The organism is Arthrobacter sp. zg-Y1219 (assembly GCF_030125545.1).
In the GTDB taxonomy this organism is placed as follows: domain Bacteria; phylum Actinomycetota; class Actinomycetes; order Actinomycetales; family Micrococcaceae; genus Arthrobacter_B.
The window spans coordinates 60,314-83,420 of record NZ_JASKLY010000003.1; the positions used below are offsets into that span (position 1 = coordinate 60,314).

A 23,107-nucleotide genomic window follows, 5' to 3' on the forward strand; every position below is an offset into this window, starting at 1 on the left:
GGCTCCGCCAGGCCCGCCCCCACGCTTGAGATGGTGGCGGCCCTGGCCGGCGTGTCCCGGGCCACTGTCTCCCGCGTGGTCAACGGCGCGGCGTCAGTGGACCCGCATCTGGCCAGTTCCGTGGAAAAGGCCGTCCGGACCCTGAACTACGTGCCGAACCGGGCGGCCCGGACCCTGGCCAGCCGGCGGACCAACACAGTAACGCTGCTGGTTCCGGAATCCACCTCCAAGGTCTTTGCGGATCCGTTTTTTGCCACCGTGGTGGAAGGCGTCGCCAGGTACCTGAACACCACCGAGTACATGCTGAACATGGTCACCTCGTCGGAAGCGAACCCGGAAAAGACCCGCCGCTACCTGCTGGGCGGCAACGTGGACGGCGTGCTCGTGGTGTCCCACCACAGCGGCGACCACTCCTGGTCGGATCTGAACGCGTCCCTGCCCCTGGTCTTTGCCGGGCGCCCCCTGATGGGCCTGGCGGACAGCTATTTTGTGGAGGTCGACAACGAGGAAGGAGCGTTTGACGCCACAACGCACCTGATCCGGGCCGGCCGGCGAAACATCGCCACCATCGCCGGCCCGCAGGACATGCCGCCGGGCGTGGACCGGCTCGCCGGCTGGCGCACGGCCCTGCAGCAGGCCGGCCTCGATGATGCGCTGGTGGAAACCGGCGACTTCACCGTGACGTCCGGTGCCGCGGCCATGCGCCGGCTGCTGGACCGCGGCAAACCCCTGGACGGTCTCTTTGCCGCCAACGACCAGATGGCCGCCGGTGCCTACTCGGCCATCAAGGAACGCGGGCTGCGCATTCCGGAGGACATCGCCGTCGTCGGCTTTGATGACGACTTCTACGCCACCAGCCTCAGCCCGGCGCTGACCACCATCCATCATCCGATTGCCGCCCTGGGCGAGAAAATGGCCGAGCTGCTGGTTGAGCTGATCGAAGGCCGCCCGGCGGAACGCGTTCACCGGCTGCCCACGTCCCTGGTCGTTCGAGAATCCGCCTAAGGAGCTCCCCGCATGTCTCTTTCCGCCGCGCCCCGGCACTTTGTCCGTCCGCCCGGCGCCGCCGCCGGTGCACCCTCTCCCCTGGCCGCGACCGGCCGCCCCCTGAACTGGGCGGTGGTGGCCACCGGCGGCATTGCCGCCACGGTCACTGCCGATATCGCCCTGCTCGAGGACTCCGTCCTGCACGCGGTCAGCTCACGCAGCGCCGTGAAGGCGGCGGACTTCGCCGAGCGCTTCGGATTCGCCGCCTCGTATTCGGACGGCACGAATTCCGACGGCACGGACGGCGCGAGCGGGTTCGAGGCCATGTTCGCCGACCCGGCGGTCGACGTCGTCTACGTGGCCACGCCGCACGCCCAGCACTACGAGGTCACGAAGAGCGCCCTGGAGCACGGCAAGCACGTGCTGTGCGAGAAGCCGTTCACGGTGAACGCCGCGGAGGCGGCGGAGCTCGTCACGCTCGCCCGGGAACGCAACCTGTTCCTGATGGAAGCGCTGTGGACCCGGTTCCTGCCCAGCGCCAACCGGGCCTGGGACATCCTCGCTTCCGGCGAACTCGGCACTCCGGCCTGGGTGCAGGCGGATCTCGGCTTTCCCGCGCCGGAGGATCCTGCCAGCCGGCTGTGGGATCCGGCCGCCGGCGGCGGAGCCCTGCTGGACCTGTCCGTCTACACCCTGACCTGGGCGATGGGAGCCCTGGGATTCCCCGACGGCGTCACCGCCTCGGGCGTCCTCAACCAGAGCGGCGTGGACATCCAGAACGCCCTGACCCTGCGGTACGACGACGGACGCCACGCCCAGCTGACGTCCTCGCTTGCCGCTTCGGGGCCGGGAAGCGCCACGATCAGCTGCAGTGCCGGCTGGCTCCGCACCGGGGGCGGCGATATTCCCAACCCGCAGGAGCTGCACGTGCACGGCCCGGACGGCGCGCGCGTCGAGACCTTCGACCACGTTGGTGCCGGTTACGCGTATCAGCTGCGGGAGGTGACGCGCTGCATCCAGCAGGGCTTCACGGAGAGCCCGACCATGCCGCTGGCCGACACCCTGCGGACCCTGGAACTACTCGACGGCGTGCGCACCCAGCTGGGCCTGCGCTACGCCAACGATTCCCGCGCCTGAAGGCAGCGTTGGGGACGCAAGGTCCCCTGACGCCTCCTGCCGAAGTATGAAGGATGCGGATGCGGATGCGACAAAGCGGGCCCCCACCGAAGTGGGGGCCCGCTTTGATGAGCTATTTCAACCGGTTAGTTCAACCAGGGGAAATTAGTTGCCCGTGAGCTTCTCGCGCAGAGCGGCAAGTGCTTCGTCGGAAGCCAGCGTGCCGGCACCCGTCTCAGCAACGGCCGGCTCGGAGGAGTAGCTCGTGGAGGCGGACTCGGACGTGTCCGAAGCAGCTGCGATGTCCTCAGAAGCGTGCTGTGCAACCTGCTTCTTGTGGGACTCCCAACGAGCCTGGGCGTCAGCGTACTGCTGCTCCCAAGCGGCGCGCTGGGTCTCGTAGCCTTCGAGCCATTCGTTGGACTCGGGGTCGAAGCCCTCCGGGTACTTGTAGTTGCCGGCTTCGTCGTACTCTGCGGCCATGCCGTACAGAGCCGGGTCGAACTCGGTGCCCTCGGGGTCGACGCCCTCGTTGGCCTGCTTGAGCGACAGGGAGATGCGGCGACGCTCGAGGTCGATGTCGATGACCTTGACGAACAGTTCGTCACCAACGGAGACAACCTGCTCGGCCAGCTCTACGTGGCGGACTGCCAGCTCGGAGATGTGGACCAGGCCTTCGATGCCGTCTTCGACGCGAACGAACGCACCGAACGGAACCAGCTTGGTGACCTTACCCGGCACAACCTGGCCCAGGGCGTGGGTGCGGGCGAAGGTCTGCCACGGATCTTCCTGCGTAGCCTTCAGCGACAGGGAGACACGCTCGCGGTCGAGGTCAACTTCCAGAACCTCAACGGTGACTTCCTGGCCAACTTCAACGACCTCGGAGGGGTGGTCGATGTGCTTCCAGGAGAGCTCGGAAACGTGGACGAGACCGTCTACGCCGCCAAGGTCCACGAATGCACCGAAGTTGACGATGGAGGAAACAACGCCCGGACGAACCTGGCCCTTTTCCAGCTTGTTGAGGAACGTGGAGCGAACCTCGGACTGCGTCTGCTCGAGCCAGGCACGGCGGGACAGAACAACGTTGTTGCGGTTCTTGTCCAGTTCGATGATCTTGGCTTCGATCTGCTGGCCGATGTACGGAGCCAGGTCGCGGACACGACGCATCTCGACGAGGGAGGCCGGCAGGAAGCCGCGCAGGCCGATGTCCAGGATGAGACCACCCTTGACAACCTCGATGACGGTACCGGTAACGACGCCGTCTTCTTCCTTGACCTTCTCGATGTCGCCCCAGGCGCGCTCGTACTGTGCGCGCTTCTTGGAGAGAATCAGGCGGCCTTCTTTGTCTTCCTTGGTGAGAACCAAAGCTTCGACCAGATCGCCGACGGAAACTACGTCTCCGGGATCAACGTCGTGCTTGATGGAAAGCTCACGGGAAGGGATGACACCCTCGGTCTTGTAACCGATGTCGAGCAGGACCTCGTCGCGGTCAACCTTGACGACGGTACCTTCGACGAGATCGCCGTCGTTGAAGTACTTGATCGTTGCGTCAATGGCGGCGAGGAAGTCCTCGGCAGTACCGATGTCGTTGATAGCGACCTGCGGGGTACCGGACTTCTCGGTGGTGGTGATGGTCATGTAGTTGGGACTCCGATGTGGAAGTTGTTTTGTATTCCGGAAGCGCTCCCACCGAACTCAGTGCAGCCGTAGCGGCCTGCCTCAGACAGTGCTTGTGTGTCCGGAGATGGACAAATGGGATAATCAATTGCTTACTCATCGCGCAATTACGCGCCAGATCAGTCTAGCGGCTGGGCGCAACTCAGGTCAAAGCACCCGGGACACTTTGAGGGAAGTAATCCGGAGCCCGGTCAGAAATGGGTACTGCAGTAGGGTGCGGCACCCGCAGAGAACAGGGCATCAAGGATCTCCAACGCGTCCCGGCTGCCGCGTATTCCCCCCGCAGCCGCCAGTGTCCGCGCGCTTACACCGCCCAGATACAGGGATCCCAGGGCGTCGACGTCGATTTCCACGGCCGCAGTGCCCGACGGCGCCGGCCCTCCGTCCAGTGCAGCGGCGGTTCCCGTTCCGCCGTCGGCCTGCAGATGCCAGCTGCCGCCGGCCAGGCCCAGCGAGTCCTTTACGGTGAGGACGATGGCGCCGCTGCCCGAGTAATGGCGCGCTTCCAGGGCAGCCTGGGTGTTTAGGATCCGCAGCCACAGGACGTCATCAACGCCGGCGACCCGGTACCGGCGGCGGTCAGCGAGCATCCAGGGCAGCGGATCGGCCACCGGCGCATGGTTGAAGGTCAGGCGGTCCACCAGATCGAGGGAGCCGAGGTAGCGCCACAGTTCGCGGTATGCCTCGTCCGTCGCGGCAATCAGGTCGGTGACCTTCACCGTGTGCGGTTCGGTCCCCCAGCCCTGGGACTTGTACGCGGCGTAGCCGTCGGGAACGCCGTCGGTGTTGTAACGGATGACCCCGCGCAGGGCCTTGTCCGGTTCGGAGCCTTCCTCGCTCCAGGTGCCGGAGGCCCGCATCCAGTAGCCGTGCTGGCGGCCCAGGGCCCCAAGGGTGCCTGCAAGATGGGCCCGGTAGATTTCCGGTGCCAGGAACTTCAGCTTGGCACTGTCCGCCACTGCGACGCTGCCGCTGGGCGGTGCCGTGAACTCCAAGCCGCCCCGGGTGTCGACCATGGTTTCCGCCGTGGAGGTGGCAGCGCCAAAACCGAAGCGGCCGTAGATGGTCGCCTCCGACGCCGTCAGCGCCGCCAGCGCCAACCCGGCTTTCCGGGCACCCGTGAGGTCGGCGGTGATCATCCGGCGCAGGATGCCGCGGCGCCGGTGCGTGGGGCGCACCGTCACCGCGGTGACCAGGTGGGCCGGAACCAGCCGCCCGCCGCCCACGTTCAGGGTGTTGACCATGGTGGCGTAGGTGGCCACCGGAACGGCCGGATCCCAGGCGGCTTCGGGCGCCAGGTCGTCATAGACAGCCGTGAGCGTGCGGCCGTCCCGCTGATAGGCGTCCACCAGCGCCGGCAGGCGCGCCGGATCGGCGCGCTGCTCGTGGAACCCGAGCTTGACGGCGTCGAGCCAGTTGGCGGTCCGGGCATCGACGGCGGGATCGGCGCCGTCGTATCCCGGCGCAAACGATGCGGACCGCAGGCCGGCTTCCTGCTGCATGTTTCCCCCTGTTTCGCGCGGCTGAATACTCGCTTAGTGGCCGGCCTCGTGCCAGCTGACGCCGATGCCGACCGAGACGTCCAGGGGAACCGACAGGTCAGCGGCGGAGGCCATCTGTTCGCGCACCAGCTTTTCCACCGCGTCCTGTTCCCCGGAGGCGACTTCGAGCACCAGTTCATCATGGACCTGCAGCAGCATGCGGGATTTCAGGCCCTGCGCCTTCAGCTCGGCGTCCACGCCCAGCATCGCCTTTTTGATGATGTCGGCGGCGGAACCCTGGATCGGAGCGTTCAGGGCCGCGCGCTCGGCCATTTCGCGCAGCTGCCGGTTGTCGCTGGAGAGGTCCGGCAGGTAGCGGCGGCGGCCTTCGATGGTGGAGGTGAAACCGTCCTTGCGGGCCTGCTCGACGACGCCGCGCAGGTAGTCGCGCACCGCACCGAACCGGTCGAAGTAGTCGCGCATCAGGGTGCGGGCCTCGTCCACCGGAATGGCCAGCTGCTTGGACAGGCCGAAGGAGCTCAGGCCATAGACCAGGCCGTAGGACATGGCCTTGACCTTGGACCGCATGGCACTGGTGACGTCCTCTGGCGGAACACCGAAGATGTGCGCGCCGACGAACCGGTGCAGGTCCTCGCCCGCCCGGAACGCGGAGATGAGGCCTTCGTCGCCGGAGAGGTGCGCCATGATGCGCATTTCCACCTGGGAGTAGTCGGCCGTCAGCAGGGTTTCGTAGCCCTCGCCCACGGTGAACACTTCCCGGATGCGCCGGCCCTCTTCGGAACGGATCGGGATGTTCTGCAGGTTGGGGTTCGTGGAGGACAACCGGCCGGTGGCCGCGGCCGTCTGGACGTAGGTGGTGTGCACGCGGCCGTCCTCGGACACTGCTTTGCGCAGGCCCTCCACGGTCTGCCGCAGCTTGGTGGCGTCACGGTAGGCCATCAGGTGGGCGAGGAAGGGATGTCCCCCGGTCTTGACGATCAGGTCTGCGAGCGCGTCTGCGTCGGTGGAGTAGCCGGTCTTGATTTTCTTGGTCTTGGGCAGGCTCAGTTCGTCAAAGAGGACCACCTGCAGCTGCTTGGGCGAGCCGAGGTTGATTTCCTTGCCGATGATGCTGAAGGCTTCACTGCTGGCATTGGCGATGGTGGTGCTGAAGTCGTCAAGCAGCCGGTCCAGCTTGTTGGTGTCCACCGCGATGCCGGCCAGTTCCATTTCGGCCAGGACCTCGGACAGCGGCAGCTCGAGGCCACCCAGGAGCTGGTTGGCGCCTCGCTCGACCAGCTGCCCGGCAAAGTGGTCGCTGAGCTGCAGGGCGGCGAAGGCCTCCAGCACCGCGGGCGAGGCAACGTCTTCTTCCTCGAGCTGGAGCTGCAGCTGGTTGCTGGCTGCGGCCGCGGGTGCCAGCGACATCCGCAGGTGGTGCTGGCTCAGGTCCGGGAGGTCGTAGCTGCGCCGGTCCGGCTGGATCAGGTAGCCCGACACAGCGGTGTCGTCGACCTCGCCGGCCAGGTGCAGGCCGCGTGCGGCGAGCGCCTTGTACGCCTCCTTGAAGTCATGCACCACCTTCGGGGCATCCAGGTCCGCCAGCCACCCGGCGAGCACCTGCTCCGTTTCGGCGTCGATCTCGGTCAGCGGCACATACGCGGCAACGGTGTTGGTCACCAGGGCCAGCCCGACGACGTCGCGCCCCGCCGCTGCGCCCTCGGTGACCAGCTGCACGGCGGTCTTGGCCTGGTTGGTGGAGGCGATCCAGTCCTTCAGCGCTGCCGCCTCGGTGATGACGACATGTTCCGGCGGCGTCAGCTCGTTGCCGGTGGAGGCCGTCTCCTCCTCGCCGTAAACATCGAACAGCCGCTTGCGGAGCGCGTTGAACTGCAGGGCGTCGAAGAGTTCCTCGATGGCTTCGCGGTCCGGACGGCGCGCTGACATGGCGTCCAGGTCCACCGGCAGGTCCAGGTCCCGCAGCAGGCGGTTCAGGCGGCGGTTGCGCTTGACGTCCTCGATGTTGGCGCGCAGCGAGTCGCCGACCTTGCCCTTGATGCTGTCCAGGTTCTCCAGGATGCCCTCGAGGCCGCCGTACTGCTTGATCCACTTGGCGGCGGTCTTGGGTCCGACGCCCGGGACGCCGGGAAGGTTGTCGGCGGTTTCACCGACCAGGGCGGCCAGGTCCGAATACTTGTCCGGCGGCACCAGGTACTTCGCTTCGACCGCCACTGCGTCCATGCGCGGCAGGTCGGAGACACCCTTCTTGGGGTAGAAGACGGTGACCCGGTCATCAACAAGCTGGAAGGCGTCCCGGTCTCCGGAGACGATCATGACGTCCCAGTTCCGGGCTGAGGCCTTCTCGGCCAGCGTCGCCAGGATGTCGTCGGCCTCGTAACCGTCCAGGGAGAGCGTGGGGATGCGCATGGCTTCCATCACCTTGATGATGAGGTCGATCTGCCCGTGGAATTCCTCGGGGGTCTTGTTGCGCCCTCCCTTGTACTCCGTGTACTCCTCGGACCGGAAAGTGGGGGTGTCAAGGTCGAAGGCAACCGCTAGATGGGTTGGCTTCTCCTCCTTGATGAGGTTGATCAGCATGGAGGTGAATCCGTACACGGCGTTGGTGTGCTGGCCGGTGTCCGTGGAAAAGTTTTCGGCCGGAAGGGCGTAGAAGGCGCGGAACGCCATTGAATGGCCGTCGATGACCAGCAGCCGGTTGTGTCCTCCCGCCGTAGCGGTTCCGAGACCTTCGGGCGCCGGCTCCACGGCCCCCTCGAGTACGGTTTCGGCAGGGATTTCTGCTTGATTATCGGCCAGTTTGGTAGATTCACTCACAGATGTAAGCCTAGTTGGCATGAGCGACAATTTCACGCCGGGCAACGGCGCCCAGTCCGAGACCACTGCGGACTACACCGACGAATTGAATGCTGCGGGGATCCCGCCGGAGATGCACAGCTGGCTGAGCTCCCACGGCGTCGGCCGCTTGGTGGTGAAGCTGGGCATCCGTTTCACCGAAATGTCCGCGGAACGCATTGTGGCGACGATGCCGGTGGAGGGCAACGAGCAGGTAGCCGGCATCCTTCACGGCGGAGCCCATCTGGTGCTGGCCGAAACGCTGGGCTCCTTTGGTGCCGCCATCCATGCCGGACCGTCCCGGCAGGCCCTCGGAATTGAAATCGGCGCGACCCACCATCGTTCCATTGCCTCCGGCACAGTGACGGGAACTGCCACGGCCATCCACCGCGGGCAGACCCTGGTGACGCATGAGATTGTCATGACCGATGAGCAGGGACGCCGGCTGAGCACGGCCCGGATGACCAACATGATCCGCGACGTCCGCTGACTTCCTGCCGGGGCGGCTGACTGCAGCTGAGGCTCCAGCGTTCTACAGCTGAGGGTGAAGTCACCGCCAGCCCAAGTCCCCCGGCATCTCCAGTCACCGCCGGCCGAAGTCATAGTGCAGCTGCATCAGGCCCTGCCCCAGGGCATGGGATGCCACAAGAGCCGCCGGTTCCGTGGCTTTCGTTACCGGCATCAGCGGCCGCCCGCTGCCCAGGGCGACAGGAATCACGGTGAGGACCATTTCGTCCACCAGCCCCTGATCCATGAGTTGGCCGGCAAGATTCCCTCCGCCGACCACCCAGATGTCCCTGTCACCGGCGTCGTCAACAATATCCGGGTGGAATTCCGCGACGTCGCCGCGCACAAAGGTAATGTCGGCACCGGCAATACCGGGAAATTCGTGGTGGGTGAAGACCCATGTCGGAGTGCGGCCGAACGCCCACGATTCAGGACCGGCTGCTTGGAAGGAACCATAGGTGCCAGCACCCATCACCAGCGCCCCAACACGGTCGAGGAATTCCCGAAAGTGCGTGTCCTGGCCTTCGGCACCGGAGAAGTCACGGTGCCATTCCTGCGAGTTGTCCGCGTCGGCAATATAACCGTCCATCGACGCTGCAACATAGTAGACAGTCCTGACCATGCCGCTCATGCTAGCCCGGCAGTGCGGGAAAAACACCGGCAGTCCCACCCGGCACCCGGTAATGCCCAAGATCCGCCCCGGCGCCCCCGCCCTCCCAGCGCCTGCGGAATACTCAGGACGTTCACCCGGTTAGGCCAAGTGGATGCATGAACGCCTGCGTCCGGTGCCGGCAGGAACGCACCGGACGCGCTCTACAGAAAGAACTTCCTCCTTGAACCTCTTTTCCCCGCTCACTGTTGGCTGCCTAGAACTGCCCAACCGCCTGATCATGGCACCGCTGACCCGGACACGGAGCGGCCGCCACGGCGTCCCGACCGCGCTGATGGCGGAACACTACAGCCAGCGCGCCTCGATGGGCCTGATCGTCAGCGAGGGCACCTACACGTCCTACGAAGGACAGGGATTCACTTGGCAGCCCGGGCTGGTCACTGAAGAGCAGATCGCCGGCTGGAAGAACGTCACCGACGCGGTCCACGCTGCCGGCGGCCGAATCGTCGCCCAGGTGATGCATGCCGGCCGGGTGACCCATCAGGGCCTCAACGGCGGCCGCAGGGTCGTGGCCCCCAGCGCCATTGCGATCGACGGCCTGACCCACACCTACGAGGGCAAGCAGGCCTACCCGGTCCCGCACGCGCTCACCACGGCTGAACTGCCGGACATCATCGACGAATTCGTCGCCGCGTCCCGTGCGGCGATCACGGCAGGGTTCGACGGCGTTGAACTGCACAGTGCCAACGGTTACCTGCTGCACGAGTTCCTCTCCCCGGATTCCAACCAGCGCACCGATGGTTACGGCGGCTCACCCGAGAACCGGGCGCGCTTCGTGATCGAGGCGTACCGCGCAGTGGCCGACGCCATCGGCGCTGACCGGACCGGCATCCGCATCTCCCCGGAGAACAACATCCAGGGCGTGCTGGAAACCAATCCGGCCGACGTTCTGGCGACATACACCGCTCTCCTGGCCGGAATCGCACCGCTGAAGCCGGCGTTCCTCAGCATCCTGCACCGGGACCCGTCAGACATCCTTGTGCAGGAGCTGCGCAGCCAGTTCGGCGGCCCGGTGCTGCTGAACTCGGGCTTCGGTGTCATCACCACGCGTGAGGAAGCCCTATCGATCATGGAAGACAACCTGGGCGACGGCGTCGTCGTCGGCCGCCCCGTAATTGCCAATCCGGACCTGGTGCGCCGCTGGGAGGAAGACCTGCCGCTGAACACCCCGGATCCTTCCACCTTCTACTCGCACGGTGCCGCCGGCTACACGGACTACGCGGAGTACGCAGAAGCTTCGTAGCACGCGCCGCTTGCCGCCGGCATTCCGGGCCGGCGGCAGGCACGCAAAAGCCCGACGACGGCGGCCGTTACTGGCCGCTTGTCGCCGGGCTTTTGGATGTCCTACGGGATGTGCAGGGCTGGAGTCAGCTCTGCAGATTCAACTGTGGAGCGAGATTCAACCGTGGAGCGCGGGCACAATCAGGTAGATGCCGAACAGCACCGCTGCTGCGCACACCGTGAAGCAGGCGTAGGCGCCGACTTTGACCAGCATCAGCCGGTTGGTGGCTTCCGGACCCGGGTTGCGGTCGGAGGCAACCGCGTAGAGCCGGACGCCGGTGGAATACAGCCCGACGACGACGAGCGTGGCCAGCAGCGTAATGCCGGCGACGATGAGGTAAGCAACCCAGTTGATGCTCATTTTGACGTTTCCTTGACCTTGGTGCGGGCAGATGCAATGCCCTGGGACCGGGCCTTGCGCTTGTTGATGCGGACGGCGCCGCCGGCATTGTCGATGTCGCTCACGGCGTTGTCGTGACCGACCCGGTTCTGGCGGGACCGGTAGTAGATGAAGAGCATGACCGCCAGGCCGAGGACTCCGTCAATGGCCACGCCGACCGGCCCGGTGCTGGCGAGCAGGGCCGCCGCGGCGCCCATGATGCCCGCAGCGGGAAGGGTCAGGAACCAGCCGCCGGCGATCCGGCGTGCCGTGCTCCAGCGGACCTCAGCGCCCTTGCGGCCCAAACCGGAACCGATTACCGAACCCGAGGCAACCTGCGTTGTCGACAGGGCCATGCCGAGGTGCGTCGAGGTCAGGATGGCTGCGGCCGTACTGGTCTCGGCCGCGAATCCCTGGGCCGGCTTGACGTCCGTCAGGCCGGTGCCCATGGTCCGGATGATGCGCCAGCCGCCGGCGTACGTGCCGGCAGCGATCGCGACGGCGCAGGCTGCAACAACCCAGAACACCGGCCCGGAGCCCACGGTCTGGAAGCCGCCGGAGATCAGCACCAGGGTGATGACGCCCATGGTCTTCTGCGCATCGTTGGTGCCGTGAGCCAGCGCCACCAGGGAGGATGAGAAGATCTGCGCGTAACGGAACCCGCCGCGCTTGCGGGGCAGCTTGTCGCCGGAGTCCGCATCGTGCCGCCGGGTGATGGCATACGCCAGCTTGGTCGCCAGCAATGCCACGGTCAGCGCGATGGCCGGCGCAATGAAGGCCGGCAGGATGACCTTGGACATCAGCACCGAGTAGTCCACCGAACCGAAACCGGCGCCGACAATGGCGGCTCCGATCAGGCCGCCGAACAGGGCGTGCGAGGAGCTGCTGGGCAGCCCGAGAAGCCAGGTAATCAGGTTCCAGATAACGGCACCGAGCAGGCCGGCGAAGATCATCACCGGCGTGATCTGGATGCCGCCTTCGCCCTCCCGGATGATTCCGCCGGAAATGGTCTTTGCGACTTCGGTGGACAGGAAAGCGCCCACCAGGTTCAGGACTGCTGCCAGAGCAACAGCCGTCTTCGGCTTGATCGCACCTGTGGCAATGGGGGTTGCCATTGCGTTGGCTGTGTCGTGAAAGCCGTTGGTGAAGTCGAAGAATAATGCGAGCGCGATCACCAGCGCCACCATGAGGGTGAGATCCACCACGTACCCTAACTAAAAGACAAAAGGAAAAAGGAGTTCCGTCCGCACAGGGCAGCTGCCTCCGCGGCTTCAAGCCGGCAGACGGCAGCGCAGCAAGTGTGCTTCCGGTTCATCGGAAATGTTGAACAGTTGTACAAAGGGAGCGCCAAACCAGCGGGATGAGGGATCCGGGGATCAACCGCCGGAAAGCGCACCCATTTCGCGCCAGATTGATCCTATGTGCTGAACCATTCAGGCACCAAAGGCAGGAGTGTGCGCTTGGTCTCGGTCGATCCGCTGATGCGTTGATCCCCGGAGGGGCAGATCCTCAGATGCGCAGGCCCGTGGGGGGCGGCTTGCCGCCGAGTTCCACGTCTATCACGGTGTTGGGGGCGGGCAGGATGACGCGGCGGGTGTGGGTGGTGACGCCGTCGGGCTCCACGACCGTGAGGATGTAGGTCCCGGGGCGGGGCAGCGGAAGCTCATATCTGCCCTGGCGATCCGACCGCGCCGCACCGTGGTTTTCCCCGGCGGGCTGGACCAGGATCACCAGGGCGCCGGCAACCGCTCGCCGGCCGTGCCGCACCTGTCCCGTCAGCATAAGCCGCCCGGGAAAGCGGATGTCATGGCTGCCGGGTGCACCGGAAAACGTGACGGCCTCCGAAACCGGGCGCCATTGCTGCTGCGTTGCCACCAGCACGTAGCGGCCGTCTCCGGGGAGTACGACGGCGTAGCGTCCGCCGTCGTCGCCCCGGTCCCAGTCCACCGGCACTCCGCCCCTGTCCAGAACCGTGACCAGGCCCCCCGGGACGGGCGTGCGGCCGTCGTCGGCGAGCATGGTTCCGGTGATCATGATCTCGCCCTTCCTGTCCGCAGGGGCGGGCCGGGGCTCGCCTGGCGCCGCATGCAGCCGCGGATGCGTTGCTTCCCTGCGCCTGGAGCGGGGAATGAGGCAGGAAACGCCGGTGGCTGCCAGGGCCGCAAAGCCGGCCAGGACAAAGATGGTGCGGAAGGCATCCATGCCGGGGAAGACCGCTCCCCCCACCTGGATGGTGAGGGACGCCAGGATGGAGGCAACGGCGGCGCTGCAGGTCGAGGTGCCGACGGAGCGGAGCAGGGTGTTTACCCCGTTCGCCGCGGCAGTGTCGGTGAGCGGCACATTGCTCATGATGATGGTCGGCATGGCCGCCATCGCCATTGCCGTTCCCACTGAAACTATGACCGCGCCAAGAATGATGCCCGTGACCGAGTGCACCAGCAGCACCCGGGACAGGTACCCGGCGGCCATCACGGCGCAGCCGGCCACCAGGGTTACTTTCGCGCCGAAGGTATTGGTGAGGCGGGCGGACACCGGCGCTGCCGCCACCATGGCCAGGCCCGCGGGGATCATCGTCAGCCCGGCGACCAGTACGCTCAGCCCGAAACCGAACCCGGTCTCCCGGGACAGCTGGAGCTGCTGGGTGGTGACGAGCATGTTGGCATACATCGAGAAGCCGACCAGGACGGCGGCGACGTTGGTCAGCAGCACGGGTGGCAGGGCCGAGGTGCGCAGGTCCACCAGCGGGTCCCCCTTGCGCAGTTCCAGGGGAAACCAGACTGCCAGGAGCACGGCGGCAGCAGCGAACAGTCCCAGGATGGGATAACTCCCCCAACCCCAGACCCCGCCCTTGCTGATTGCCAGCAGCAGCGCCGTCATTGCTCCGGAGAGCACCAGGGCACCCTCATAGTCGAAGCGGCCGGGCGCGCGCACCCGGGATTCCGGGACGACCACAACGATGGCGGCGATCAGCGCGGCACCGATAACGCCGACGACCCAGAAGGTGGCCCGCCAGCCCAGGCGTTCGTAGATCAGTCCGGCCATGGGCAGCCCCAGTGCGCTGCCTATGCCGAAGCTGGCGCTCATCAGCGAGACTGCCCCGGCAATTTTTCGCTGCGGCAGCGCGTCGCGCAGGATGCTGATGCCCACCGGGATCACCGCTCCGGCAAAGCCCTGCAGTCCGCGGCCCACCAGGGCCCAGAAGAAGGTTCCGCCAATCGACGCGGCAAACGAACCCGCCACCATCATCACCATGGCGATCAGCAGCATCCGCCGCTTCCCGAACATGTCCGCCAGCCGCGAGACGATCGGGGTGGCCACAGCAGCGCTCAGCAGGGTGATCGTCACCATCCAGGACACATCGTCGCTGCTGGCGCCGAAGATCCGCGGATACTCCGGCAGCAGCGGAACCACGGCGGTTTTCTCCAGGGAAACGACGACGCCGCCGCTCGCCAGGGTGGCTATGACCACCCAGTCCGGATATTGGCGGCGGCGCACAGCGCCGGAGCCGGTGCCCTCAGTCATGGGGCCGGCCTCAGTCATCCGGTGCCCTCAATCCTCGGCCGTCGGTCTTCGGCCGTCAGCGCCGGGAGATCGGCACCTTCGTGGAGGAGGACCCCACCTCGGGCACCGGGACCCGGACTTCAAGGACGCCGTCGTTGTAGGAAGCGGTGACGTTGTCCTGGCTGGATCCCGCCGGCAGCGGAATGTCGCGGGTAAAGGAGCCGTAGCGGAACTCGCTGCGGTAGCCGTTCTTGTCCTTGTGTTCGGTGCCCTCGCGCCGCTCACCCTTGATGTGGAGGATGCCGTCGCTCACTGACACATCCAGGTCCTTATCAGGGTCAATGTTGGGCAGCTCGGCCTTCACCACCATGAACCCTGCGTCCCGGTACTCCTCCACCGGGAACGCCGGCACATCCCAATCACCTTCAAAGAATTTGCGGACGGGTTCGGGCAGTTCGAACCGGTCACGCCGCGCAAGTCCAGCCATGGGTATCTCCTCGCGGATTGGCCCGGCTCAGGTGCTCAGCGGCACTGCGGTGCCGGGCTTTGGGGCTCACATTTGTGGGTCACGCTGTGTTTCTCGGTCACGCTCAGTTGATCGTTCACACAGTACGCGGGGACCGTCCCGGCCTCAACGGTTGGGAGCGCTCCGGCGGCCCGCGCTGCCGGAACCGGCATGGTTTTTGTCCCTGAGCCCGGTATGGCGCCCGGAGCCTAGTAACGCCGTTTTGCCGCCCGTATAGTTTTGGGTGCGCGCAGCCACATGAGGGACTCCCTGACCCCCGTTTCCAACGGCCCGGTGTCGGTTTTTGACACCGCCGATGAAAGGTCAAAATCATGCCGCAGCATCCAGACAGTAACTTCTCCAACATCGATTCCCTGAGTGTGAATCCGCTTTTCGCCCGACCGGGCGAGGAAACCAACGCACCCAAGACCAAGCTTGCCGCCGGATCGATGATCCCGGAAACGGCGTATCAAATTGTCCACGACGAAACAATGCTGGATGGAAATGCCCGCCTGAACCTGGCAACCTTCGTCACCACCTGGATGGACGACCACGCCAACAGGCTGTACGCCGAGACGTACGACAAGAACATGATCGACAAGGACGAGTACCCGCAGACCGCCCAGATCGAGCAAAACTGCTGGAAGATCCTCGCGGACCTGTGGCACGCTCCGGATCCCGAGGGAACGATCGGCACGTCGACGGTCGGCTCGTCGGAGGCCTGCATGCTCGGCGGCCTGGCGCTGAAACGGCTCTGGCAGAACGCCCGCAAGGCTGACGGCAAACCGACGGACAAACCCAATCTGGTCATGAGCTCGGCGGTCCAGGTCTGCTGGGAGAAGTTCTGCAACTATTTCGACGTCGAAGTGCGGCTCGTTCCCATCAGTGAAGAGCACAAGTGCTTGGACGGGTTCGAGTTGGAGAACTATGTGGACGAAAACACGATCGGCGTGGTGGCCATCATGGGCGTCACCTACACCGGCATGTACGAGCCGGTGAAACAGATCGCCGCGAAGCTCGACGAGATCCAGGCCTCCACCGGATTGGACATCAACATCCATGTTGACGCCGCCTCGGGCGGGATGATCGCTCCGTTCATCCAGCCGGAGCTGGAGTGGGACTTTTCGATAGACCGGGTGCACTCGATCAGCACGTCCGGGCACAAATACGGGCTGGTGTATCCCGGACTGGGGTGGGTGGTGTGGCGCGAGCGCCAATGGCTGCCGGAGGACCTGATTTTCTACGTGAGCTACCTTGGCGGCGACATGCCCACCTTCGCGTTGAACTTTTCGCGTCCCGGTGCGCAGGTTGTCCTGCAGTTTTACCTGTTCCTCCGGCTTGGCCGGGAAGGCTACGCGCAGGTCCAGCAGGCAAGCCAGAACGTGGCACTGTACCTGTCCTCGGGCATTAACGACATCGGAGCCTTCAATCTTTGGAATGACGGCTCCGACATTCCGGTCTTCGCGTGGCAGCTCAAGGAGGGCCACACCGACAAATGGACCCTGTACGACTTGGCCGACCGGCTGCGTGCCAAGGGCTGGCTGGTGCCCGCCTACCCCATGCCCGCCAATCTGGAACACCTGACGGTGGAACGGATCGTGGTCCGCAATGGCCTCAGCATGGATCTTGCCCACAGCCTTCTGGAGGACATCAGGACGGAAACCGAATACCTCGACCGGCTTGAGGCGCCAATGCCGCAGGAAGCCTCACATCCCGGCTTCCACCACTAATCCGAGGAGGTGAGTGGGATGAGTGATTCCACAGCATCAAACGGTTCTTCCGCAGCATCTGGTTCTTCCGCAGCAAACAGTTCAGCAACTCCACCAGGTCGATCCTCGAACGCCAAAGCGAAGCAGACCGCCAAGATCACCATCGGGGCCCTGGCCGTCATGAACATCGTGGCCGTGGTGAGCCTCCGCGGCCTGCCGGCCGAGGCCGAGTACGGACTCAGTTCCATTTTCTATTACGTGCTGGCCGCCGTGGTTTTCTTGATTCCCGTGTCCCTCGTTGCCGCGGAGCTGGCCACCGGCTGGCCGGAGCAGGGCGGCGTGTTCCGTTGGGTGGGTGAAGCGTTCGGCCCGCGCTGGGCCTTCGTTGCCATGTTCATGCTCTTCATCGAGGTCAGCATCTGGTTCCCGACGGTCCTTACCTTCGGGGCGGTGTCTCTGGCGTACACCGGGACCGACCAAAACCTGGACGCCCAGCTCTCGGGCAACAAGGCCTTTGTCCTGGCAGTGGTGCTGGTGGTCTACTGGCTGGCCACCTTCATTGCCTTCCGGGGCGCCGCCGCATTTTCCAAGGTTGCCCAGTGGGGCGGCATCATCGGCACCATCATTCCGGCCGCCGTCCTGATCGTGCTGGGGTTCTCCTACTACTTCGCCGGCAACACCCCGCAGATCCAGATGGGCTGGGGCGAACTCGTTCCGGACTTCTCCAACTTCTCCAACGTGGTGCTGGCCGCGAGCATCTTCCTGTTTTACGCCGGCATGGAAATGAACGCCATCCACGTCAAGGAAGTAAAGAATCCGACCCGCGATTATCCCATCGCAGTGCTGATCGCTGCCCTGGGAACGGTGGTGATCTTTGTCCTGGGCACCCTGGCCATTGCCTTTGTGGTGCCGCAGGCGGACATCAACCTCACCCAGTCCCTGCTGACGTCCTACAACGACATGTTCGAGTGGGCGGGCATCGGCTGGGCTGGCCCGATTATTGCGGCCATGCTGCTGATCGGGGTCCTCGCCGGCGTGGTGACCTGGGTGGCCGGTCCGTCCAGCGGTCTGCTGGCCGTGGCCAAGGCAGGCTATCTGCCCCGGTTCTGGCAGCGCACCAACAAGCACGGCATGGGAACGCACATCATGCTCTTCCAGGCCTTTGTGGTCACGGCTCTGGGACTGGTCTACGTGGTGCTGCCGTCAGTGCAGGCCGCCTACCAGATCCTGAGCCAGCTCACCGTCATCCTGTACCTGATCATGTACATGCTGATGTTCGGCGCCGCCATGTACCTGCGGTACACCCAGCCCAACCGGCCCCGGCCCTACCGGGTACCCGGCGGTGAAGCGGGCATGTGGGTGGTGGGCGGCCTTGGTTTCCTCGGTTCGCTGATGGCGTTTGTCTTCAGCTTCATTCCCCCGGACCAGATTTCCGTCGGGTCGCCCGTCCTGTACGTGGGCATCCTGGCGGGCGGAGCGGCCCTGTTCTTCATTCTGCCGCTGGTGATCTACGCCGTGCGCAAGCCGCATTGGCGGGATCCGAACAGCACCTTTGTGCCGTTTACCTGGCAGCTGGAGCACAGTCACCCCGGCGTCCAAACCCAGTCCTCGGTGGCGACTTCGGTCCTGACGGAGCAGGCGCTGGCCTCCGGCGCCATTCCGGAGACCGGTGCCCCCGCGGGAGAGACCGAGCCGCGGCCGGGAGCCGCCGCCGGAGACAAACCAAACCTTCGGCCCCGGCCGGGACCCGCCCTTGGAGGGAGCGGAGCACCATGATGCCGGAAAAGTCAGCCATCGCGTCCGCCGTCCGGACGGCCCATGCGGACCACGCCGGCGACACCGGCGGTGCCAACGCCAGTTACATTCCGTACCTGGCCTCGGTGGATCCCTCGCTGTTCGGCGTGTGCGTGGCAACGGCGGACGGCGACGTGTTCGAGGCGGGGGACGCCGGATTCGAGTTTGCCCTGGAATCGATTTCCAAGGTGTGCTCCATGGCTCTGGCCATGGAGCACACCGGGCTGCCCGAGTTCCATGACAAGGTGGGGGCGGATCCCACCGGTGAACCGTTCAACTCCGTTATTGCGTTAGCCCTGCATGGAGGCAAACCGCTCTCGCCGCTGGTTAACGCCGGTGCCATGTCCACAGTGTCGCTCATCCCGGCGGCCTCCGCAGATGAGCGGTGGCAGAAGATCCTGGCCATGCAAAGTGCCTTTGCCGGCCGGGACATCCGGCTCAGCGACGCCGTCAACGACTCCGAGCAGTCCACCAATTTCCACAACCGGGCGATCGCGTGGCTGCTCTACTCGAGCGGTTCCATGTACTCGGATCCAATGGAAGCGTGTGAGGTCTACACCCGGCAGTGCTCCACCTTGGTGACCACCAGGGACCTGGCCGTCATGGGCGCGACGGTAGCCGCCCGCGGACGCAACCCGGTCACGGGGAAGCAGGTGTTCGACCCGTCCCTGGTTCCGCCGATCCTGGCGGAAATGACCATGGAGGGCTTGTACACCTCTTCGGGAGACTGGGCCTATCGGGTAGGACTGCCGGGCAAGAGCGGCGTGGGCGGCGGCGTCCTGGCGATCATGCCCGGCACCCTCGCCATCGCGGCCTTCTCTCCGCCGCTGGACCCGGCGGGCAACAGCGTCCGGGCGCAGAAAGCGGTGGCCTCAGTGGCGGCGGCGCTGAAGCTGAACATTTACAACGCGACGGATTTTGCGCAATAGCGTGTTTCGCACAGCAGCGTCCTAGCGGATGCTGAGGTCGGCGGTGATCCGTTCCGCCGCCGCCTTCAGCCGGGGCACCACGCTCTCCTCCACCGAGAGGTGCGGATCCCGGTGCATCTGCAGGGACACGTTGGCGGCTGCCACGACGGTCCCGGCACGCGAGACGGGCACGGCGACGCCGCGCAGTCCGCCCTCGAGTTCGTCGGCGACCCGGGCCCAGCCGCGCCGGCCGGCCAGCTCCACTTCGGCCCGGAGTTCGTCCAGGGTCGACAGTGAGTCCGGAGTGAAGGCCTGGAATTCCACGGCGTTCAGATGGGCTTCGCGTGCCTCGGGTTCCAGGGCGGCGATCAGCACCCGGCCCATGGACGTGGCCCAGGCAGGAAAGCGCGTCCCGACATGCACCGAAACATGCACCAGGCGCGGCGGCGCCACCCGGGCCACGTACACCACGTGCATGCCGTCCAAAATGCACAGGGAGGTGGTTTCGCCCAGCTCGGCCGCCAGCGTCTTGAGGTGGGGTTCAGCCAGCGAGGGCAGCGAGAGAGTGGCCAGGAAAGCCGATCCAATGTCCAGGGACCGCGGAGCCAGCGCAAAGAGCGGCCCCTCGCAGCTGAGATACCCGAGATCGCACAGGGTCATCAGGAACCGGCGGGCCGAGGCCCGGCTCAGATCGGCAGCCGCAGCCACCGCGCTCACGCTCAGCTGCGGATGTTCCGGGGTGAACGACTGCAGCACGGCAAGGGTTTTCTCCACCGACTTTACGTAGTATCCGTCTTCCGCCCCCATGCCGCCCATCTTATACGCTCCTATGCGCCGCCCCTGCGGGCTCGCTGGTACTGGGCGGCCAGGCGCACGGGGGCGTTGGGCGCGCCGTACCCGTCGTAGGAACGGCGGCGTTCCACCACCTCGAAGAACACGTTCCCAACAGTCGCCGTGTAGAAGTGCAGGAACTCGCCGTCGCCGTCGCGGTCGTACAGCAGGTTCAGGGACTGCAGGGTCCGCAGCAGGTCCGGGTCCAGCCGGAACCGGGCCCGCAGGTCCTCGTAGTAGTTGGCCGGAATGGGCAGGAACTTCAGCCCCCGCTGCCGGGCCATCCGGGCCAGGGACACCACATCGCTGCAGGCGAAGGCGACGTGCTGCGGATAGTCGGCGCCGCCGTCGGGCCCGCCGCCCTCCAGCGCCAGCGGGGCGATGTTCAGGGCCAGGCGAACCCTGCCGTCACTGCTGCACATCACCTGGCTGCGCACCAGTCCCATCGGACTGGGCACCTCCTGCGACGCGCGGGGCACCAGGGAGAGCGTGGACTCGTAGAAGAGCACCGCTTCGTCGAAGTGCTGCCAGGGCTGGGAGAGGTTGATGTGGTCAACATGGGTGATCAGTCCGTCGGCAGCGGGTCCTGCGCCCCAGGCAGCCGACTCCCGCGCATCCTGCGGAACACCGAATTCCTCCGCCCAGGCGACGGTTCCGTCCGGGGTGCTCTCGCAGAGGAAAATCTCGGTGGAATCCGGCGCTGAAACTGCCTGGAGCACCGCTTCGTCGGCCTGGCTGCGCCGGCTGACCGGCACGGCCTTCAGCTGCACCGCCCGCGAGGCCGCCGCCAGCGGATCCTGCACATCAAGCCCCAGGGCGGAGATCCCCGGCGCCATGCCCTTGGCCTGCTGCTGGTTGATGATCACGCGTGCCGCTCCGGCACTCCACAGCTGGACCGGCTTGGTGCGGTGCCGCCCTTCGCAGCGGAACCCCAGCTGGTGCAGCAGCTCTTCCACGGCGCCGGTGTTCTCCGCTTTGACCTCGGCGAAGTTGAAGCCTGTCGGCTCGGCAACGGCGGGCAGCGTGGCGAGGTCCATGGGATAGCTGCGGGAGGCCGGGTTGTGCTCCGCCGCATCATGCTCCGCCAGATGGACTGACGTTCGTTCGCCCAGCCAAATGAGGGACCGCATGGCATCGACGGCGGTGCGCTGCTCGGCCGTCTGCCGGAACACGTCGTTGAAAATCTCCAGGGACACCGGACCGTCATAGCCGCTGCGGACCAGGTGCGCCATGAAGCCGGTGAGGTCGAAGGCGCCCTCGCCGGGGAACACCCGGTAGTGGCGGCTCCAGGAGAGCACGTCCATGGACAGCTCCGGGGCGTCCGCCAGCTGAACGAAAAAGATCTTCTCCGCCGGGATCTTCTCGATGCCGGCGGGATCCCAGCGGCGGGAGAGAATGTGGAAGCTGTCCAGGCAGGTGCCGACATTGGGATGGTCGGCCAGGTCCACGATCCGCTGGGCGTGCTCGAAGTCGTTCACGAACCGGCCCCAGGCGAGCGCTTCGTAGGCGAGCCGGACGCCGTAGCGGGCCGCCAGCTCCCCCATGCGGCGCAGCTGGGAGGCAGCGACGTCGTCGTCGTCCACAGTGGCCGTGGCGACATTGCTGCAGACCAGCATGGTGTCGATGCCCAGGCGGTTCATCAGCTCAAACTTGGCCTCGGCCCGGTACAGGTTGTCTTCGAGGAGGTCCTCGCTGACGCCTTCAAAGTCGCGGAACGGCTGGAACAGGTCCAGGCTCAGGCCCAGCCTGGCGGCCAGGTCGCGGATCTCCTCGGGACTGGCCGGCGAGACAATCAGGTCCTGTTCAAAAATCTCGATGCCGTCGAACCCCGCCTCCGCGCAGGCCCGCATCTTTTCTTCGAGCGTGCCGCTCAGGCACACCGTGGCAATGGATGTCCGCATGTTTGCCTCTCCCCTACAGTCCGCGCTCGATGAGATCCAGGAAATGGGTCCGCATCCGGTCCGCATCGGGGCGGATGCCGGTGATCAGCTCGAAGGCATCCACGGCCTGGCCCACCGCCATGTAACCGCCGTCGAGCACCGCGCAGCCCTTGGCCCGGGCGCCGAGAACCAGTTCAGTTTCGAGCGGCCGGTACACGACGTCGGCCACCCACTGCCGCGGCGCCAGCAGGTCCAGATCCAGCGGCAGCCCGGGGTGGGAGTGCATGCCCACCGGCGTGGCATGGACCAGCCCGTCAGCTTCGGCCAGGACCTCCGGGAGGTTGGAGCCCTCCGCGGCGGTTACGGTTTGGTCGGGGAAAAGCCGGCCCAGCGCGGCGGCGCGTTCACTTGCCCGCCCGTAGTCCAGGTCGATCAGGGTCAGGTGAGTTGTCCCGGCCTTCAGCAGCGCATAGGCGACGGCGGCGCCGGCACCGCCGACTCCCAGCTGCACCACGCGGTCCAGGACCGCATCGGGCAGTCCCGAGGCCAGTGCCGTTGCGAAGCCGGAAAAGTCGGTGTTGTGGCCCACGAATTTGCCGTCCCGGATCAGGACGGTGTTCACGGCCCCCAGGCTCCGGGCGTCGTCGGACACCTCGTCGAGGTACTGCAGGACCAGCTGCTTGCAGGGGTGGGTGATATTAAAGGCATTGAAGCCCAGGTCCCGGCCGCGGAACAGCAGCTCCTGCAGTTGGACGCCCGGGTCGATCTCCGGGTTCGCCGGGTCCGGCGCCAGCGCGGAGAGGTCAACGGGCCGGTAAAGATAGCGCAGGCCCAGGTGGTCAGCCTCCTGCTCATGCATGGGCGGTGAGAGGGACGGAGTAACCCCTTCGCCGATGAGGCCGACCAAATAGGATTCCGAGGGGCTGCTCACAGGTTGCATCCTTCCGCGCTGCGGGACGGGCACCTGCCCGCGCTGTTCGTCGTGTGACTGTTCGTCATGTTGCTGTTCGTCATGTTGCAGAGTAACC

General features: G+C 65.8%; 18 protein-coding genes. 7 read left to right on the forward strand and 11 right to left on the reverse strand.

The window, feature by feature from the left end; translation table 11 throughout:
* The first annotated feature begins 30 nt into the window (after window positions 1-30).
* Window positions 31-1,005: a LacI family DNA-binding transcriptional regulator gene (locus QNO00_RS01485; RefSeq protein WP_231712691.1), complete on the forward strand. Its 975-nt coding sequence runs from the start codon at window positions 31-33 to the stop codon at window positions 1,003-1,005.
* A 12-nt stretch (window positions 1,006-1,017) separates the two neighbouring features.
* On the forward strand, window positions 1,018-2,124 hold the full coding sequence (locus QNO00_RS01490; RefSeq protein WP_284023394.1) for a Gfo/Idh/MocA family protein: 1,107 nt from the start codon (window positions 1,018-1,020) through the stop codon (window positions 2,122-2,124).
* 144 nt (window positions 2,125-2,268) lie between these two features.
* Here QNO00_RS01490 and rpsA read toward each other — a convergent pair whose 3' ends face one another.
* The 3 genes from rpsA to polA form a co-directional block, all read right to left on the reverse strand.
* Window positions 2,269-3,741 carry a 30S ribosomal protein S1 gene (gene rpsA / locus QNO00_RS01495; protein ID WP_229965686.1) on the reverse strand — a complete coding sequence of 491 codons (1,473 nt, stop codon included), beginning with the start codon at window positions 3,739-3,741 and terminating at the stop codon, window positions 2,269-2,271.
* 230 nt (window positions 3,742-3,971) lie between these two features.
* Window positions 3,972-5,282, reverse strand: coding sequence for a GNAT family N-acetyltransferase (locus QNO00_RS01500; protein WP_284023396.1), 1,311 nt, complete (start codon window positions 5,280-5,282; stop codon window positions 3,972-3,974).
* 33 nt (window positions 5,283-5,315) lie between these two features.
* Window positions 5,316-8,096: a DNA polymerase I gene (polA, locus tag QNO00_RS01505; RefSeq protein ID WP_284023398.1), complete on the reverse strand. Its 2,781-nt coding sequence runs from the start codon at window positions 8,094-8,096 to the stop codon at window positions 5,316-5,318.
* 19 nt (window positions 8,097-8,115) lie between these two features.
* On the opposite strand from polA, the gene QNO00_RS01510 reads away from it, so the two are divergent.
* Window positions 8,116-8,604, forward strand: a complete 489-nt coding sequence (locus QNO00_RS01510) for a hotdog fold thioesterase (RefSeq protein WP_229965684.1) — start codon at window positions 8,116-8,118, stop codon at window positions 8,602-8,604.
* A gap of 93 nt (window positions 8,605-8,697) precedes the next feature.
* Here the strand turns inward: QNO00_RS01510 and QNO00_RS01515 are convergent, their stop codons facing one another.
* Entirely contained in the window at window positions 8,698-9,243 is a 546-nt protein-coding gene (locus QNO00_RS01515; protein WP_229965683.1) for a dihydrofolate reductase family protein, read from the reverse strand.
* 211 nt (window positions 9,244-9,454) lie between these two features.
* Here QNO00_RS01515 and QNO00_RS01520 point away from each other — a divergent pair, with 211 nt between their 5' ends.
* Window positions 9,455-10,534 carry an alkene reductase gene (locus QNO00_RS01520; protein WP_284023399.1) on the forward strand — a complete coding sequence of 360 codons (1,080 nt, stop codon included), beginning with the start codon at window positions 9,455-9,457 and terminating at the stop codon, window positions 10,532-10,534.
* A 156-nt stretch (window positions 10,535-10,690) separates the two neighbouring features.
* Here QNO00_RS01520 and QNO00_RS01525 read toward each other — a convergent pair whose 3' ends face one another.
* The 4 genes from QNO00_RS01525 to QNO00_RS01540 all read right to left on the reverse strand — a co-directional run bounded on the left by QNO00_RS01525 (window position 10,691) and on the right by QNO00_RS01540 (window position 14,939).
* Window positions 10,691-10,933: a hypothetical protein gene (locus QNO00_RS01525; RefSeq protein ID WP_349643459.1), complete on the reverse strand. Its 243-nt coding sequence runs from the start codon at window positions 10,931-10,933 to the stop codon at window positions 10,691-10,693.
* Window positions 10,930-12,153 carry an inorganic phosphate transporter gene (locus QNO00_RS01530; RefSeq protein WP_284015811.1) on the reverse strand — a complete coding sequence of 408 codons (1,224 nt, stop codon included), beginning with the start codon at window positions 12,151-12,153 and terminating at the stop codon, window positions 10,930-10,932. Before QNO00_RS01530 ends, QNO00_RS01525 begins: the two co-directional genes overlap by 4 nt.
* Window positions 12,154-12,460: 307 nt before the next feature.
* Window positions 12,461-14,473, reverse strand: a complete 2,013-nt coding sequence (locus QNO00_RS01535) for an MFS transporter (RefSeq protein WP_284023400.1) — start codon at window positions 14,471-14,473, stop codon at window positions 12,461-12,463.
* Between the two features lie 55 nt (window positions 14,474-14,528).
* Window positions 14,529-14,939 carry an Hsp20/alpha crystallin family protein gene (locus QNO00_RS01540; protein ID WP_284023401.1) on the reverse strand — a complete coding sequence of 137 codons (411 nt, stop codon included), beginning with the start codon at window positions 14,937-14,939 and terminating at the stop codon, window positions 14,529-14,531.
* Between the two features lie 350 nt (window positions 14,940-15,289).
* Between QNO00_RS01540 and gad the strand changes: the two genes are divergently transcribed.
* From gad to glsA, 3 genes are read left to right on the forward strand one after another with little or no spacing between them, the layout of a single operon-like run.
* Window positions 15,290-16,687 (forward strand): glutamate decarboxylase, encoded by a 1,398-nt coding sequence (gene gad, locus QNO00_RS01545; protein WP_284023402.1) that lies wholly within the window; start codon window positions 15,290-15,292, stop codon window positions 16,685-16,687.
* A gap of 18 nt (window positions 16,688-16,705) precedes the next feature.
* The gene (gene gadC, locus QNO00_RS01550; RefSeq protein WP_284023404.1) at window positions 16,706-18,442 is read left to right on the forward strand and encodes a glutamine/gamma-aminobutyrate antiporter GadC; all 1,737 of its coding nucleotides are present in this window, start codon (window positions 16,706-16,708) and stop codon (window positions 18,440-18,442) included.
* Window positions 18,439-19,389 (forward strand): glutaminase A, encoded by a 951-nt coding sequence (glsA, locus tag QNO00_RS01555; protein WP_284023406.1) that lies wholly within the window; start codon window positions 18,439-18,441, stop codon window positions 19,387-19,389. Before gadC ends, glsA begins: the two co-directional genes overlap by 4 nt.
* A 21-nt stretch (window positions 19,390-19,410) precedes the next feature.
* Here glsA and QNO00_RS01560 read toward each other — a convergent pair whose 3' ends face one another.
* The 3 genes from QNO00_RS01560 to QNO00_RS01570 are packed head-to-tail and all read right to left on the reverse strand — an operon-like array spanning window position 19,411 to window position 23,010.
* Entirely contained in the window at window positions 19,411-20,175 is a 765-nt protein-coding gene (locus QNO00_RS01560) for an IclR family transcriptional regulator domain-containing protein (RefSeq protein ID WP_284023408.1), read from the reverse strand.
* A gap of 20 nt (window positions 20,176-20,195) precedes the next feature.
* The gene (locus tag QNO00_RS01565; protein ID WP_229965675.1) at window positions 20,196-22,100 is read right to left on the reverse strand and encodes a bifunctional sugar phosphate isomerase/epimerase/4-hydroxyphenylpyruvate dioxygenase family protein; all 1,905 of its coding nucleotides are present in this window, start codon (window positions 22,098-22,100) and stop codon (window positions 20,196-20,198) included.
* Window positions 22,101-22,113: 13 nt separating this feature from the next.
* Window positions 22,114-23,010: a shikimate dehydrogenase gene (locus QNO00_RS01570; RefSeq protein ID WP_284023410.1), complete on the reverse strand. Its 897-nt coding sequence runs from the start codon at window positions 23,008-23,010 to the stop codon at window positions 22,114-22,116.
* Window positions 23,011-23,107 lie beyond the last annotated feature (97 nt).

Excerpts from the sequence above, each read along its gene's own strand:
- QNO00_RS01485 (WP_231712691.1), top strand. The coding sequence starts at position 31 with ATGGTGGCGGCCCTGGCCGGCGTGTCCCGGGCCACTGTCTCCCGCGTG.
- QNO00_RS01490 (WP_284023394.1), top strand. The coding sequence starts at position 1,018 with ATGTCTCTTTCCGCCGCGCCCCGGCACTTTGTCCGTCCGCCCGGCGCC.
- rpsA (WP_229965686.1), bottom strand. The coding sequence starts at position 3,741 with ATGACCATCACCACCACCGAGAAGTCCGGTACCCCGCAGGTCGCTATC.
- QNO00_RS01500 (WP_284023396.1), bottom strand. The coding sequence starts at position 5,282 with ATGCAGCAGGAAGCCGGCCTGCGGTCCGCATCGTTTGCGCCGGGATAC.
- QNO00_RS01510 (WP_229965684.1), top strand. The coding sequence starts at position 8,116 with ATGAGCGACAATTTCACGCCGGGCAACGGCGCCCAGTCCGAGACCACT.
- QNO00_RS01515 (WP_229965683.1), bottom strand. The coding sequence starts at position 9,243 with ATGGTCAGGACTGTCTACTATGTTGCAGCGTCGATGGACGGTTATATT.
- QNO00_RS01525 (WP_349643459.1), bottom strand. The coding sequence starts at position 10,933 with ATGAGCATCAACTGGGTTGCTTACCTCATCGTCGCCGGCATTACGCTG.
- QNO00_RS01535 (WP_284023400.1), bottom strand. The coding sequence starts at position 14,473 with ATGACTGAGGGCACCGGCTCCGGCGCTGTGCGCCGCCGCCAATATCCG.
- QNO00_RS01540 (WP_284023401.1), bottom strand. The coding sequence starts at position 14,939 with ATGGCTGGACTTGCGCGGCGTGACCGGTTCGAACTGCCCGAACCCGTC.
- gad (WP_284023402.1), top strand. The coding sequence starts at position 15,290 with ATGCCGCAGCATCCAGACAGTAACTTCTCCAACATCGATTCCCTGAGT.
- gadC (WP_284023404.1), top strand. The coding sequence starts at position 16,706 with ATGAGTGATTCCACAGCATCAAACGGTTCTTCCGCAGCATCTGGTTCT.
- glsA (WP_284023406.1), top strand. The coding sequence starts at position 18,439 with ATGATGCCGGAAAAGTCAGCCATCGCGTCCGCCGTCCGGACGGCCCAT.
- QNO00_RS01560 (WP_284023408.1), bottom strand. The coding sequence starts at position 20,175 with ATGGGGGCGGAAGACGGATACTACGTAAAGTCGGTGGAGAAAACCCTT.
- QNO00_RS01565 (WP_229965675.1), bottom strand. The coding sequence starts at position 22,100 with ATGCGGACATCCATTGCCACGGTGTGCCTGAGCGGCACGCTCGAAGAA.